Origin of the sequence: Ectopseudomonas toyotomiensis, from assembly GCF_900115695.1 — a bacterium.
In the GTDB taxonomy this organism is placed as follows: domain Bacteria; phylum Pseudomonadota; class Gammaproteobacteria; order Pseudomonadales; family Pseudomonadaceae; genus Aquipseudomonas; species Aquipseudomonas toyotomiensis.
In genome coordinates this window covers 551,604-565,364 of record NZ_FOXK01000001.1, presented here as the reverse complement: position 1 = coordinate 565,364, position 13,761 = coordinate 551,604, and the positions used below count along the sequence as shown (strand labels likewise).

Annotated in this window: 13 protein-coding genes; 6 read left to right on the top strand and 7 right to left on the bottom strand. The window is 64.1% G+C overall.

All coding sequences use genetic code 11. From position 1 onward, the window contains the following. Nucleotides 1-76: 76 nt before the first annotated feature. A complete protein-coding gene (gene thiO, locus BM186_RS02810) occupies nt 77-1,171 on the top strand; it encodes a glycine oxidase ThiO (RefSeq protein ID WP_074913474.1) in 1,095 nt (364 codons plus the stop codon). 102 nt (nt 1,172-1,273) lie between these two features. On the opposite strand, the gene BM186_RS02805 is transcribed toward thiO, so the two are convergent. The 4 genes from BM186_RS02805 to BM186_RS02790 form a co-directional block, all read right to left on the bottom strand. Next, a complete protein-coding gene (locus tag BM186_RS02805; protein WP_074913473.1) occupies nt 1,274-2,614 on the bottom strand; it encodes a sigma-54-dependent transcriptional regulator in 1,341 nt (446 codons plus the stop codon). 2 nt (nt 2,615-2,616) lie between these two features. Then, the gene (locus tag BM186_RS02800; RefSeq protein ID WP_074913472.1) at nt 2,617-4,209 is read right to left on the bottom strand and encodes a sensor histidine kinase; all 1,593 of its coding nucleotides are present in this window, start codon (nt 4,207-4,209) and stop codon (nt 2,617-2,619) included. Next, nucleotides 4,199-4,435: a PP0621 family protein gene (locus tag BM186_RS02795; protein ID WP_072423004.1), complete on the bottom strand. Its 237-nt coding sequence runs from the start codon at nt 4,433-4,435 to the stop codon at nt 4,199-4,201. Before BM186_RS02795 ends, BM186_RS02800 begins: the two co-directional genes overlap by 11 nt. Nucleotides 4,436-4,626: 191 nt before the next feature. Then, nucleotides 4,627-5,619: an outer membrane protein assembly factor BamD gene (locus BM186_RS02790; protein WP_021488146.1), complete on the bottom strand. Its 993-nt coding sequence runs from the start codon at nt 5,617-5,619 to the stop codon at nt 4,627-4,629. A gap of 138 nt (nt 5,620-5,757) precedes the next feature. On the opposite strand from BM186_RS02790, the gene rluD reads away from it, so the two are divergent. The 4 genes from rluD to BM186_RS02770 all read left to right on the top strand — a co-directional run bounded on the left by rluD (nt 5,758) and on the right by BM186_RS02770 (nt 9,343). After that, nucleotides 5,758-6,732: a 23S rRNA pseudouridine(1911/1915/1917) synthase RluD gene (rluD, locus tag BM186_RS02785; RefSeq protein WP_072423003.1), complete on the top strand. Its 975-nt coding sequence runs from the start codon at nt 5,758-5,760 to the stop codon at nt 6,730-6,732. After that, complete coding sequence (gene pgeF / locus BM186_RS02780) at nt 6,729-7,460, top strand: peptidoglycan editing factor PgeF (protein WP_074913471.1); 732 nt, start codon at nt 6,729-6,731, stop codon at nt 7,458-7,460. Before rluD ends, pgeF begins: the two co-directional genes overlap by 4 nt. Before the next feature lie 155 nt (nt 7,461-7,615). Continuing rightward, nucleotides 7,616-8,206, top strand: a complete 591-nt coding sequence (locus BM186_RS02775) for a TetR/AcrR family transcriptional regulator (RefSeq protein ID WP_239692293.1) — start codon at nt 7,616-7,618, stop codon at nt 8,204-8,206. 27 nt (nt 8,207-8,233) lie between these two features. Beyond that, nucleotides 8,234-9,343, top strand: a complete 1,110-nt coding sequence (locus BM186_RS02770) for an NADH:flavin oxidoreductase (RefSeq protein ID WP_074913470.1) — start codon at nt 8,234-8,236, stop codon at nt 9,341-9,343. A gap of 154 nt (nt 9,344-9,497) precedes the next feature. Here BM186_RS02770 and BM186_RS02765 read toward each other — a convergent pair whose 3' ends face one another. Continuing rightward, entirely contained in the window at nt 9,498-10,712 is a 1,215-nt protein-coding gene (locus BM186_RS02765) for a glycosyltransferase family 4 protein (protein WP_083431555.1), read from the bottom strand. A 58-nt stretch (nt 10,713-10,770) separates the two neighbouring features. Continuing rightward, nucleotides 10,771-11,673 (bottom strand): LysR family transcriptional regulator BsrA, encoded by a 903-nt coding sequence (gene bsrA / locus BM186_RS02760; RefSeq protein ID WP_074913468.1) that lies wholly within the window; start codon nt 11,671-11,673, stop codon nt 10,771-10,773. A 79-nt stretch (nt 11,674-11,752) separates the two neighbouring features. Here bsrA and BM186_RS02755 point away from each other — a divergent pair, with 79 nt between their 5' ends. Continuing rightward, nucleotides 11,753-12,862, top strand: a complete 1,110-nt coding sequence (locus tag BM186_RS02755; protein WP_074913467.1) for a sterol desaturase/SRPBCC family protein — start codon at nt 11,753-11,755, stop codon at nt 12,860-12,862. On the opposite strand, the gene cysZ is transcribed toward BM186_RS02755, so the two are convergent. After that, nucleotides 12,836-13,600 carry a sulfate transporter CysZ gene (gene cysZ, locus BM186_RS02750; protein ID WP_074913466.1) on the bottom strand — a complete coding sequence of 255 codons (765 nt, stop codon included), beginning with the start codon at nt 13,598-13,600 and terminating at the stop codon, nt 12,836-12,838. The genes BM186_RS02755 and cysZ overlap by 27 nt on opposite strands. Nucleotides 13,601-13,761: the final 161 nt, after the last annotated feature.

Below are 13,761 nucleotides of genomic sequence, written 5' to 3'. Positions count from 1 at the left end.
GGATGGTCCCTTTCATCTGTAGCGTCTTCCTGACGTTGTTTAGTTAAGTCCCCTTTCGATAGAAGGCAAGCAAAGCGTGATAAAAGCGGCTGTGGTGGGTGCGGGTGCGCTAGGTCTGCTCAGTGCTTATCAGCTGGCGTTGGGGGGGGGGCAGGTCTGTGTGTTGGAGCGTTGTCGCGCCGGCCGCGAAGCCTCTTGGGCGGGCGGCGGCATTGTTTCGCCGCTCTATCCCTGGCGTTACAGCGCGGCGGTGACGGCGCTGGCGCATTGGTCGCAGGATTTCTATCCGGGGTTTGCGCGGCAGTTGCTGGAAGACACCGGCGTCGATCCCGAGGTGCATGTCACCGGCTTGTATTGGCTTGATCTGGATGACGAGGCCGAGGCGCTGGCCTGGGCTGCGCGCGAGGCGCGCGCGCTGTTTCCGGTGGATATTGCTGAGGCTTATCAGCAGGTGCCTGTTCTGGGTGGCGGTTTCAAGCGCGCCATTCATATGCCGGGTGTGGCCAATGTGCGCAACCCGCGGCTGGTCAAAGCGCTGCGGGCGGCTTTGGCGGCCATGCCGAACGTGGAGCTGCGTGAGCATTGCCCGGTCACTGGTTTCATTCAGGAGAATGGGCAGATCCGGGGTGTGACTACCGCAGGTGGTGAGATTCGTGCCGAGCGGGTGGTCCTGGCGGCCGGCGCTTGGAGTGGCGAGTTGCTCAAGACGCTTGGGCTGGAGTTGCCGGTCGAGCCGGTGAAAGGGCAGATGATTCTCTACAAGTGCGCGGATGATTTCCTACCGAGTATGGTGTTGGCCAAGGGGCGCTATGCGATCCCGCGGCGCGATGGGCATATCCTGATTGGTAGCACGCTGGAATACGCCGGCTTCGACAAGACGCCGACCGATAATGCGCTGGAAAGCCTGAAAGCCTCGGCCGAAGAGCTGCTGCCTGCACTCAAGGATGCCGAAGTGGTGGGGCATTGGGCAGGTTTGCGGCCCGGTTCGCCCGAGGGCATTCCCTTCATTGGCGAGCTGCCTACTCATCCCGGGCTATGGCTCAACTGCGGGCATTTCCGCAACGGATTGGTGCTGGCGCCAGCCTCCTGCCGGCTGCTGGCTGATCTGATGCTTGGGCGTGAGCCGATCATCGATCCGGCGCCTTATGCGCCAGCGGGGCGGTTGCACTAGTGGTTCGTCATCCCCGCATCAAGGGATTGCGGGGCGTGAAACGGACTAGCTTGATCGCCAGCAAGTCGGCTCCTACACAAGAATGATCTGTGATCGCAGGTGTCAGTCGATACCTAGTTTCTTCAGGCGATAGCGCATCGAACGGAAGGTCAGGCCCAGACGTTGGGCCGCCGCCGTGCGGTTCCAACGTGTTTCTTCCAGTGCCTGCATGATCAGCTTGCGTTCGATGTCCTCGAGGTAGTCCTCGAGGTTGTCGATCTGCGCCAGGCTGGTTTCGCCGCCCTCGTTGCTGGGGCCGCTGGCATCGGCCAGGCGCAGGTCGCTGGGTGTGATCTGGTCGTCTTCGCAGAGGGTGTAGGCGCGTTCGAGCATGTTTTCCAGCTCGCGCACGTTGCCGGGGAAGCGATAGTTCTTCAGCTTCTCCAAGGCATCGGGATGCAGTTTGGCGGCGGCCAGGCCAGTGCCATCGGCCAGGCGCGCGAGCATCACGTCAGCCAGTTGAGCGATATCTTCGCGACGCTCACGCAGCGGCGGCACGCGCAGTTCGATGACGTTGAGCCGGTAGTAGAGGTCCTGGCGGAAACGGCCAGCAGCAACTTCGGCTGCCAGATCCTTGTGGGTGGCGCAGAGGATGCGTACATCGACCACCACTTCCTGCTGGCCACCGACGGCGCGCACGGCTTTTTCCTGAATCGCGCGCAGCAATTTGACCTGCATCGGCAGCGGCAGGTCGGCGACTTCATCGAGGAACAGGGTGCCGCCATTGGCCGCCTGGAACAGGCCCTGCTTGTCTTCGATGGCGCCGGTGAAGCTACCTTTCTTGTGGCCGAAGAACTCGCTTTCCATCAGCTCCGAGGGAATCGCGCCGCAGTTGACCGGTACGAACGGCTGCTCCACGCGTGGGCCCTGTTCGTGGATCAGGCGGGCGACCAGTTCCTTGCCGCTACCCGATTCGCCGCTGATGTAGACCGGTGCCTGGCTGCGCGAGAGTTTCTGGATCTGCTTGCGCAGCGACTTCATCGGTGGCGAGTCGCCGAGCAGACGACTGTCGACCGGGGTTTCCTCACCTTCGGGGGAGCGAATGCGCAGGGCGGTGGCGACCAGTTCGCGCAGGCGACCGAGGTCCACCGGTTTGGTGAGGAAGTCGAAGGCGCCGGCCTTGAGCGAGTTGATCGCGGTGTCCAGGCTGCCGTAGGCGGTGATCATCGCCACGGGCACTTGCGGATGGCGCTGCTGGATATGCTGCACCAGATCCAGGCCGGTGCCATCGGGCAGGCGCATGTCGGTCAGGCACAGGTCGAACGGCTCGCGCGCCAGCCACTCGCGCGCTTCCTTGACGTTGCGGGCGCTGCGGGTATCCAGCTTCATGCGCCCGAGGGTGATTTCCAGCAGCTCGCGGATATCGGGTTCGTCGTCGACGATCAGGGCTCTCTGACGGTTCATGCTCAGCTCAGTTTGCGCGGATGGGCGAAGGTGATACGGAAGCAACTGCCGCCCCCTTCACGAGGTTTATAGTCGAGGCGGGCCTGGTTGCCTTGGCACAGCTCGCGAGAAATATACAGGCCGAGGCCGGTGCCCTTGTTCTCGGTGGTGTAGAAGGGCTCGAAGATGTGCTGCTCTTGCTCGGGCGGCACACCGGGGCCGTCGTCGAGGATTTCCAGCACCGGCAGGTCGCTGTTCTCGTCGCGGAAAAGGCGCAGCCAGACCTGGCCGATCTTGTGCTGCTTGGCACTATAGCGCAGGCCGTTCTGGACCAGATTGGTCAGCACTTGGGTCAGTTGATGCGGGTCCATGCGTGTCTGCAGGCTGCCGCCCTGGGTCTCCAGGTGGATCTGCCGGTCAGTCGGTGCCGAGCTGCGAAACTCGCTGGCGAAGCGGTGCAGCCAGTACTTCAGGTCGAGCAGTTGCGGTTCGGCTTGGCGCCTGCGTGACAGTTGCAGAACGTTCTCGATCACCAGGTTCATGCGCTTGGAGTGATCCTGAATGATCTGCGCCAGGCGCTGGTCTGGGCCGTGCAGATCCTCCGACTCCTGCAGCAATTGCGCGGCATGACTGATGGCGCCGAGCGGGTTGCGAATTTCGTGGGCGATACCGGCGGTCAGGCGGCCGAGCGAGGCCAGCTTGAGTTGCTGCGCCTGCTGGGCGATCTGCGAGATGTCGTCGAGAAACACAAGGGTGTGCTGCTGGTCACCGCGTTGCAGGGAAATGAAGCTGGGCTGCAGTACCGGGCCATCGACCTGGGCCTGCAGGCTGTCCGGGCGCAAGGTCGGGTTGTGCAGCCACTGTTGCAGGCGTTTGACCAGCTCCGGGCTGTGTGGGTCGATGATCTTGCCGGTCAGTTCGCCGCGCCCCAGCAGTTGGGTCGCGCCCTGGTTGGCCAGCAGCACACGATGCTGGGTATCGAGCACCAGGATGCCGGTGCGCATGCGCTGCAGGATCTGCGCGTTGAGCTCTTCCAGGTTGGCCACGTCGGCCGCGCGTTGCTCGGCCAGGTTCTCGCTGACTTGCAGGCGGCGGGTGATGCCTTGGATGAACAGCGCCCCGGCGAAGCACAGCGCGCCGAGGGCGCCAGCCTGCACGTACTGGGCGGCGGCAGCCGGGCGGCTGAGGCTGAGGTAGAAGGTCAGGTAGATCAGCGCCATGGCGGCGACGGCGGCGATCAGCAGACCAACGCGTCCGCGCAGGAGGATATTGGCGATGGCCACCGCTACCACCAGCAGGTTGCCTATGCCGCTGGGCGTGCCGCCGGCGGCGTAGAACAGGGCCGAGAGAAAGATCACGTCGACCAGCGCCAGGCTGAACAGCTGCATCAGGTGCTTGGGTTTCTGCACCAGTACGGCGATGAAGATGTTGAGGATCAGGTAAACCCAGCTGCCGGTGCGAAACAGCTCGATATGCACGACGTCCAGCAACTGCTCGTCGAGGTTGCTGGAGATCATCAGTATCAGCGCCAGGCCGATGCTCAGGCGATAGAAGTGATAAAGCCTGAGGATGCGTCGCCCCTGGGTGTTGCCGGGTGCGCTGATATCAGCGGTCACCGGTGTGCGGGCCTTGTTCGAGGTGGGCCTGGCTGCAGTACCACTGCTGATCCTGGCTCAGCGCCTGGGTCTTGGGAATGTGCACGCCGCAGTGCGCGCAGCGCACCATGGGGGCTGCGGTGTCCTCGGTGGGTCGAGTGCTTTTGGCTTTGCTGATGAAGCGACGCCAGATCCAGATTGCGGCGAAGATCACTGCAACCCAGAACAGCAGGCGGAACAGGCCCATGGTGTGCTCTTTTATCCGGTTAAAGCCGGCAGTTTAGCCAAGCTGAGACCATCGGCACAGGGGGGCGGTGGCAGGCTGTGAGCTGATTCCGAGGGGACGGGCTGCAAGTCGGAGGTGAGCCCGTAGCCAGGATGAAATCCGTGGGCAGAAAAAAGGGAGGCCGGGGCCTCCCTTCTGCGTTGACGTGTCGATCAGTCGAACAGACCGAAGGTCAGGTAGCTCCAGATCGAACGCTTCTTGGCGGTTTCGCCGGTCTTGGCGTCCTGCTGCAGTTCGCGCGGTATCTGCTGCTCGGCTTCCTCGTACTGACGAACCACGTCCTGGCTGGCGCGGGTTTCGCCCGGCGGCAACGGCGTGTCGGTTTCGATCAGGCCCAGGGTGGCTTTGGCCAGCCAGGAGCGGTTGTCGGCTTCCTCTTCGAGCGGCACGAACTCGCCGCTTTCCAGGCTCGGATGGTCAGGGTAGTTGAGCTTGAGGGTTTCCAGGCTGGTGGCAGCCAGGTCGTCCAGGGACAGGCGCTGATAAGCCTCGGTCATGATTGCCAGACCGTCACCGACCGACGGGGTTTCCTGGAAGTTTTCCACCACGTAGCGGCCACGGTTGCCGGCGGCGACGTAGGCCTGGCGGGTCAGGTAGTAGTGGGCGACGTGCACTTCATAGGCGGCCAGCAGGTTGCGCAGGTAGATCATGCGCTGTTTGGCGTCCGGGGCGTAGCGGCTGGTCGGGTAACGGCTGGTGAGCTGAGCGAACTCGTTGTAGGAGTCGCGCGCGGCGCCCGGGTCACGCTTGGTCATGTCCAGCGGCAGGAAGCGCGCCAGCAGGCCACGGTCCTGGTCGAAGGAGGCCAGGCCCTTGAGGTAGTAGGCGTAGTCGACGTTGGCGTGCTGCGGGTGCAGACGAATGAAGCGCTCGGCGGACGACTTGGCGGCCTCCGGCTCGGCATTCTTGTAGTAGGCGTAGATCAGCTCCAGCTGCGCCTGCTCGGCATAGCGCCCGAACGGATAGCGCGACTCCAGCGCCTTCAGTTTGGCGATGGCCTGGGTGTAGCTGCGGTTGTCCAGGTCGGCCTGGGCCTGCTGGTACAGCTCCACCTCGCTGAGGTTTTCATCGACCTCCGGCTGCTTGGAAGAGCAGGCGGCGGTAAGGGCGAGGATGGCGATCAGCAGCAGGTGTTTCACTTGCATGGCGGCTTGCGTCCCTGTGACGGCCGCGCGGCCGTCCTGTTATGATGAGCGCCCCCGGAAAACCCTGGGGCAAAGACGCCGTATTTAACCACAAGCCTGTCGCCGAAACCAAAGGCCAGGCTCCCGCCGTTGCCGAAGATGACTTCTATAAACAAACAGCTGATCCAACTCCAGGCCATTGTCCCCTTTGAACAGGGCGGTCAACGCCTCGACCAGGTGGCTGCGCAGCTGTTTGGCGAGTTCTCCCGTTCGCGCCTTTCCACCTGGATCAAGGAAGGTCGCCTGACTGTCGATGGCGCCGTGGCGCGTCCGCGCGACACCGTGCATGCTGGCTCGACGCTGGTACTGGATGCCGAGCAGGAAGCGCAGGGCGAGTGGATCGCGCAGGACATCGAACTGAACATCGTCTATGAAGACGAACACCTGCTGGTGATCGACAAGCCAGCCGGTCTGGTGGTGCACCCGGCCGCGGGGCATGCCGACGGCACCCTGCTCAACGCCCTGCTGCACCACGTACCGGACATCATCAATGTGCCGCGCGCCGGCATCGTCCATCGTCTGGACAAGGACACCACCGGCCTGATGGTGGTGGCCAAGACCCTGCAGGCGCAGACCAATCTGGTCGAACAACTGCAGAAGCGCAGCGTCAGCCGCATCTATGAATGCATCTGCATCGGCGTGATCACCGCCGGCGGCACCATCGATGCGCCGATTGGCCGCAGCTCCAGCCAGCGTCAGCGTATGGCAGTGACCGATGGCGGCAAGCCGGCGATCAGTCACTACCGCGTGCTCGAGCGCTACCGCTCGCACACCCATGTACGGGTCAAGCTGGAAACCGGGCGTACCCACCAGATTCGTGTGCACATGACCCACGTTGGCTACCCGCTGGTGGGCGATCCGGTCTACGCCGGCCGTTTCCGCATTCCGCCAGCCGCCAGCCCGACACTGGTGCAGAGCCTCAAGGAATTCCCGCGTCAGGCGTTGCATGCACGCTTTCTCGAGCTGGATCATCCGGCTACGGGCAAGCGCATGAAGTGGGAGTCGGAGCTGCCGGATGATCTGGTCTGGCTACTGACCCTGCTGCGCCAGGATCGTGAGGCTTTCGTCGGGTGAGTGCCCACGATTGGTTGACTCCCGACTGGCCTGCGCCGGCTAACGTGCGCGCCTGCGTCACCACCCGTAGCGGCGGCGTCAGCGCGGCACTGTTCGATACCTTCAACCTGGGCGATCATGTCGAGGACGACCCGATTGCGGTGGCAAGCAACCGTCAGTATCTGGTCGATGCCCTGGGTTGCCAGCCAGCCTGGTTGCGCCAGGTGCACGGCATAGTGGTGGCCGAAGCCAATCCGGCGGTGGTCATCGAAGCCGATGGCAACTGGACGGCCACGCCTGGTATCGCCTGTACGGCGATGACTGCCGATTGCCTGCCGGCATTGTTCTGCGACCGCGCCGGTACGCGTGTGGCGGCTGCCCATGCGGGTTGGCGCGGGTTGGCCGGTGGTGTGCTGGAGGCGACCGTGCAGGCGATGAAAGTCGCGCCGCAGGAATTGCTGGTCTGGCTTGGCCCAGCCATCGGCCCGGCCGCGTTCGAGGTCGGGGCTGAAGTACGCGAGGCCTTCGTACAACAGCACGCCGGGGCTGCCAGCGCATTCGTGCCCAGCGCCAATGCCGGCAGGTTCATGGCCGATATCTACCAACTGGCACGTATCCGCCTGGCTGCCATCGGCGTCACCGCCGTCAGCGGCGGTGGCCTGTGCACCTACAACGACCCGCGTTTCTACTCCTATCGCCGCAGTGCCCGCACCGGACGTTTCGCTTCGCTGATCTGGCTGCAGTCCTGATCTGTTGGAGCGAGCTCTGCTCGCGAATTCTGTAAGCCAACGGCTTCGCGAGCAGAGCTCGCTCCTACGTTTTCTGGCGCCGTTTGTTGTGGTGCTTAATCACCAGCATCAATAGTGCTGTGCCGAGCGAGACGACCGGTCATATGCTCGGCGTCATGAACAGCATTCGACTCGACAAGCGCGACCTGATCCTCAGCAAGGGCTCGGCGGTGATGACCCGGCGCGGTTATCACGGCACCGGCGTGCTGGAGATCGTCCAGGCGGCCGGGATTCCCAAGGGCAGCTTCTATCACTACTTCGCCAGCAAGGAAGATTTCGCCCTGCAGGCGCTAGCTTTCATCTATCGGCCGCGCCTGACGCGCTATGCCCAGGCGCTTAATGACCCGGCATTGAGCCCGCGTGCACGCATCCTTGGCTATTACCGCGACCTGCTGGCGCACTTCGCCCGCCAGGAGACGCCGCAGTACCACTGCTTCATCGGCAGCCTGAGTTTCGAGATGAGCGAGATGCTGCCGGCCATCGGTGCCGAGGTCGCGGCCATCCAGCAGGCCTCGGTGGATATCCTGCGCGACTGCCTGGAGCAGGCGCAGGCCGCCGGTGAACTGCCGGCCGACGAGGACTGCGGCAACCTCGCTACCTTCATCAGCGACGCCTGGCAAGGCGTGCTCGCCCGTCTCAAGGTGGGGCGCAACCTGCAGCCGCTGGAAGCTTTCGTCACCCGCCTGGAGCGTTTGCTGCAGGCCTGATTACCGTTCAACCCCAGAGGAAAGATGATGAGCGCTCCCGTTCAAGCCCTGTTCGCCCCGTTCCGCCTCGGTAACCTGGAGCTGCCGACCCGTGTGGTCATGGCGCCGATGACCCGCTCCTTTTCGCCCGGTGGTGTGCCCAATGCCAAGGTCATCGAGTATTACCGTCGCCGTGCGGCTGCGGGCGTGGGCCTGATCGTCACCGAGGGCACCACCGTCGGTCATAAGGCCGCCAATGGTTATCCGAATGTGCCGCGTTTCTACGGCGAAGACGCCCTGGCCGGCTGGAAGCAGGTGGTCGACGCCGTGCATGCCGAAGGCGGCAAGATCGTTCCGCAGCTCTGGCACGTGGGTAACGTGCGCAAGCTGGGCACCGAGCCGGATGCCAGCGTGCCGGGCTTTGGCCCGATGGAGAAGACCAAGGACGGCCAGGTGGTCGTGCATGGCATGACCCAGGCCGATATCGATGAGGTGATCGCCGCCTTCGCCCAGGCTGCGCGCGATGCCAAGGCCATCGGCATGGATGGTGTGGAGATTCATGGCGCCCATGGCTACCTGATCGACCAGTTCTTCTGGGAAGGCAGCAACCAGCGAACCGACCAGTACGGTGGTGACCTGGCAGCGCGTTCGCGTTTTGCCATCGAGCTGATCCAGGCGGTGCGCGCTGCGGTCGGCCCGGACTTCCCGATCATCCTGCGGTTCTCGCAGTGGAAGCAGCAGGACTACACCGCACGCCTGGTGCAGACCCCGGAGCAGCTGGAGGCCTTCCTCAAGCCGCTGTCCGATGCGGGCGTGGACATCTTCCATTGCTCGACGCGCCGTTTCTGGGAGCCGGAGTTCGAAGGCAGCGACCTCAACCTGGCCGGCTGGACACGCAAGCTCACTGGCAAGCCGACCATCACCGTCGGCAGTGTCGGCCTGGATGGCGAGTTCCTGCAGTTCATGGTCAAGACCGACAAGGTGGCCGAGCCGGCCAGTCTCGAGAATCTGCTCGAGCGCCTGAACAAGGAGGAGTTCGATCTGGTCGCCGTGGGCCGCGCGCTGCTGGTCGACCCGGATTGGGCGCTGAAGGTGCGTGAAGGCCGCGAGCAGGACATCCTGCCGTTCAGCCGCGATGCGCTGACCACGCTGGTCTGAGTCCGTTTCTGGCGGGCGTCGCGATCCGGCGCCCCGTTTTCAGCCCCGGCACGTCGGGGCTTTTTTACGCCCGCTGGTTGAGGTGGCGCCGCGCGAACCTGCTCGGTATCGCGTCAGGTTCGCGGTGCGCATGGCGCACCCTACGGGGAGTGTGTCAGTGCTCCGGCGTTTTGCTCGGGATCGCCACTGGGGTGTCGATGTTTACCGGCTTCGTCCGCTCGGGCGCCGGCTGCATGGCGCTGCGCAGGTGCTGTTCGAACAGCGCGACGATGCCGTCCCAGCTGAGGTGGCTGGCATGCCTGCGGGCATTGAGGCGGATGCGGCGGAAGACTTCCGCATCGTCCAGCAACTCACAGGCGGCTTCGCAGAAACCGGCTTCGTCGCCAGGGCGGGCGAGCATGCCGTTGTGCCCGTGATGGATATGCTGGGCGGCCGCAGCCTGGTCGAATGCCACCACGCCGAGGCTCGATGCCAGGGCCTCCAGCACCACATTGCCGAAGGTTTCCGAGAGGCTGGGGAACAGGAACAGATCGCCCGAAGCGTAGTGCGTGGCCAACGCTTCACCGCGCTGCAGGCCGCAGAACAGCGCGTCTGGTAGTTGCGCCTGGAGGTTGGCGCGCAGTGGTCCGTCGCCGACCAGGACCAGGCGCATACGGCGCTGCGGGTGAGCCGTCTGCAGGGCGTGGAAGGCTTTTACCAGCAGACCGAGATTCTTCTCTGCCGCCAGGCGACCTACATGCAGCACGGCCAGGTGATCCGGCCCCAGGCCCCAGCTTTCGCGCAAGGCGTCGCAGCGTCTGCGTGGGTGGAACAACTGGCTGTCGACGCCACGGGCAAGCAGGGCCAGGCGCTCGAAATCACGGCGCTCAAGATCGACCTTCTGGCCGATGCTCGGCACCAGCGTCATCTGCGTGCGGTTGTGGAACCAGCGCAGGTAGTTGGTCATCGCTCGGGTCAGCAGGCCGATGCCGTAGTGCCCGGTGTACTGCTGGAAATTGGTGTGAAAACCGCTGACCACTGGGATCGCCAGGCGCCTGGCCGCGCGCAAAGCGGACAGGCCAAGCGGGCCTTCGGTGGCGATGTAGAGCACGTCCGGTCGCTGCCGTTGCCAGCGCCTGAGCAGCTTGTGCAGGGATGACTGACCCCATTGCAGGCCGGGGTAGCCGGGCAGCGGCCAGCCGCGAGTGAGCAGCAGGTCATTGCCGGCGTCCTGCTCCTGATCGACCTCCTGGCGTGGCCGTATCAGTTGTACGCGATGGCCACGGCCACGCAGGCCGTCGACCAGGCGGCCGAGGGTATTGGCCACGCCGTTGATTTCCGGCGGGAAGGTTTCGCTGATCAGCGCGATGTGCAGAGAAGGTGCGTTCATGTAAGCAGTCTCTGCCCAGGTCATGTAGTGAACATGACGTTTCGATTGCGTTTATATGTCAGGCAAGCAGGCCGTGAAGTTGTTCTCGCAGCCAGAGGTGCGCCGGGTCATGGTGCTGCTGGCGATGCCAGATCAGGCTGATCTGCACGGCCGGCATGTCGAAGGGGAGCGGCGCCACCTGCAGGGCGAATAGCGGTGCGAAGGCTTCGGCCAGGCGCGCGGGTATGGTGCCGAGTAGATCGGTGTGAGCGACGATGGCCGGAATCGGCAGGTAATTGGGCAGGTGCAGCGCTGCCTGGCGCCTGACCTTGGCCGAGCCCAGGACGATTTCCAGCGGCGAACCGCGACCGGCGCGCGGCGTCACGATCACGTGGCGAGCCTCTTGGTAATCCTTGAGGCTGAGGCCGCCGACGAAGGCCGGATGATCCTGGCGGCCGATCACCACCAGGGCTTCTTCGCGCAGGGGCGCGTAATGCAGGTCGGGCGAGTCGACGTGCAGGTAGTCGATGGCCAGGTCCAGGGCACCGCTTTCCAGGCGCGGCAGCAGGTTGTCGGCGTCGTCGCTGTGCGCTACCAGCTCTACCAGCGGCGCGACGCGGGCCAGATGCGCCTGCAGCATCGGCAACAGCGCGGCCTGGGCGTAGTCGTTGAGCGACAAGCTGAACACGTGCGGCGCCCAGGCATCGAAGGGCTCCGCGGGGCCGAGGCCGGCCTGCAGCAATTGCAGCGCCTGACGTACGGGCGGGTAGAGGGCCAGGGCGCGCGCGGTCGGGGTCATGCCGCGGGCGGTGCGCTGGAACAGCTCCTCGCCCAGTTGCTGGCGCAGGCGGGTGAGGGCGTTGCTCACGGTTGACTGACTCAGGTGCAGGCGTTGGGCGGCGCGGGTCAGATTGCCTTCCTGCATCAGGGCGTCGAAGACCAGCAGCAGGTTGAGGTCGAGCTGACGTAAATTCGTTATCACGGATAATGCTCTTTTAAAATATCCATTATTCGAATGATTTAGCCGGGCCTAGACTGCTGTCAATCCACAGGAGAGCGCCATGGCCTACAACAACGACAATGCCCAGGCTTTTCGCAGCGATTACCGGGCTGCCATCCACCCGCGGTACAACCCCTGGTTGCATGCCGCATTCGTACTGGCTTACGGGCTGCTCTGCATCGGCTTGCTTGGGAGCACGCTGGAGGCTGTGGCGCCCTGGCAATGGCTGCTGGTGCCGGCGACGCTGCTGTTCTTCAGCTGGGGCGAATACCAGGTGCACAAGCGCCTCGGCCACAACAAGACGCGCTTCGGCAAACTCTTCTACAAACGCCACACCGGCGATCACCACAGCTTCTTCGTCGAGACGCTGATGCCATACGAGACGGCGCGCGACTGGCGTGTGATCTTCTTTCCGGCCTGGCTGATCGTGCTCTACAGCCTGCCGTTGTTCGCCGCCTGGTGGCTGTTGTCCCATCTCGACGGCAACCTCGCCGCGCTGTTCGCCGGCAGCATGCTGCTGGGCTACATGAGCTATGAGGTGGTACATGCCTGCGAGCACCTGCCGGCCGAACACCCGGTGTCGCGCTTGCCGTGGATTCGCCAGATGCGCCGTCTGCATGCGCTGCACCATCGCCGTGAGCTGATGCATTCGTGCAACTTCGGCATCGTCCATCCGCTGATGGACTGGCTGTACGGGACTCTGCACTGGGAGCCGGAGGCGATCCATGAGCAGAACCGCCAGCAGCACCGCATTCGCATCGCCCGGCCTGCTGCGTGCGTGCTGGAATATGCCGCGGCGCCGAGTCACTGGCCGCAGTGGCACCCGTCGTCACTGCACATCTATGGGCGTGAAGGGGCCTTGCTCGCGGGTGAGCGCTTCGAGGAAGACATTCATGCCGGCGGCCGCGCCGGGCATCTGCGCTGGGACGTGCTCGACTATCAGCCGGCCCAGCGTTGGCAGGCCAGTGCTCTGGGCGACCATGGCCTGCACTTGCTGCTCACCTACGAGTGCGTGGCGGTCGAGGGCGGCTGCGAGTTCGTGCGCACCCTCGAATACGGTTTCCCCGGCTGGCCGATGCGCCTGGCCAATGGCCTGTTCATGCACCGGCGCATCGAGCGCGAGTCGCAGGCGTCGATGCAGGCGTTACACGATGTTCTTGCGCGAACCTAGCGCCTGCTCGCCGCGCTCACGCACCCAGAACAGCGTGGCACCGGCCACGGCGGCCGGCATCATGAGGATGTTCAGCCCTGGGACCAGCAGGGCGGCGTAGGTGATGCCGCCGAAGCTCAGGCTCTGCCAGCGCTTCTCGCGCAGCCAGGCGAGCATGTCCTGCCAGCTCATCTTGTTGTTGTCCGCCGGGTAGTCGATGTACTGCACGGCCATCATCCACACGCCGAACAGCAGCCACAGCGGCGCGGCGACCAGGTTGACCACCGGGATGAAGCTGAGGATCAGCAGGCCGATGGCGCGTGGCAGGAAATACGCCAGCTTGCGCATTTCGCGACCCATGGTACGCGGCACCATGGCTGCCAGTTCGGCCCAGCTGAACGGCGGGAAATGATCTTCACCGCGCGCCACCACTTCGACCTTCTCCGCGAGAAAACCGTTGAACGGTGCGGCGATGATGTTGGCCAGCAGGGTGAAGGTGAAGAACACCATCAGCAGCACCAGCACCACGAACAGTGGCCAGAGGATGTACTGCAGGAAGCTCAGCCAGTTCGGCAGGGAAGGCATGAAGGTATCGACCCAGCCGCTGAACTGCTGCACGGCAAAGCTGATCATGCTGACGAACAGGATCAGATTGATCGCTAGCGGCAGCAATACGAACAGGCGCAGGCCGGGGCTGAGTACCAGCCTCAGGCCTTCTCGCAGGTATTGCGGGCCGGACAGGACGGGAGCGGCGGGCATGGCGGTCTCCTGAGTGGTTGATGCGCGCGACCATACCGACTTTGCCTGCGCGGTGAAAGTTCAGCCATGGGGCAAGGTTCAACCCGACAGCCATAGGCGGACTCTATTCGCGGAATTGGCAATGGATATTTCCGCTTCGCCAGCCGCCTCGATAGCCTTGT

What these genes read in the sequence shown, in the direction of transcription:
- BM186_RS02805 (WP_074913473.1), bottom strand. Translation starts at nt 2,614, where the DNA reads ATGAACCGTCAGAGAGCCCTGATCGTCGACGACGAACCCGATATCCGC.
- BM186_RS02795 (WP_072423004.1), bottom strand. Translation starts at nt 4,435, where the DNA reads ATGGGCCTGTTCCGCCTGCTGTTCTGGGTTGCAGTGATCTTCGCCGCA.
- BM186_RS02790 (WP_021488146.1), bottom strand. Translation starts at nt 5,619, where the DNA reads ATGCAAGTGAAACACCTGCTGCTGATCGCCATCCTCGCCCTTACCGCC.
- rluD (WP_072423003.1), top strand. Translation starts at nt 5,758, where the DNA reads ATGACTTCTATAAACAAACAGCTGATCCAACTCCAGGCCATTGTCCCC.
- BM186_RS02775 (WP_239692293.1), top strand. Translation starts at nt 7,616, where the DNA reads ATGAACAGCATTCGACTCGACAAGCGCGACCTGATCCTCAGCAAGGGC.
- BM186_RS02770 (WP_074913470.1), top strand. Translation starts at nt 8,234, where the DNA reads ATGAGCGCTCCCGTTCAAGCCCTGTTCGCCCCGTTCCGCCTCGGTAAC.
- BM186_RS02765 (WP_083431555.1), bottom strand. Translation starts at nt 10,712, where the DNA reads ATGAACGCACCTTCTCTGCACATCGCGCTGATCAGCGAAACCTTCCCG.
- BM186_RS02755 (WP_074913467.1), top strand. Translation starts at nt 11,753, where the DNA reads ATGGCCTACAACAACGACAATGCCCAGGCTTTTCGCAGCGATTACCGG.
- cysZ (WP_074913466.1), bottom strand. Translation starts at nt 13,600, where the DNA reads ATGCCCGCCGCTCCCGTCCTGTCCGGCCCGCAATACCTGCGAGAAGGC.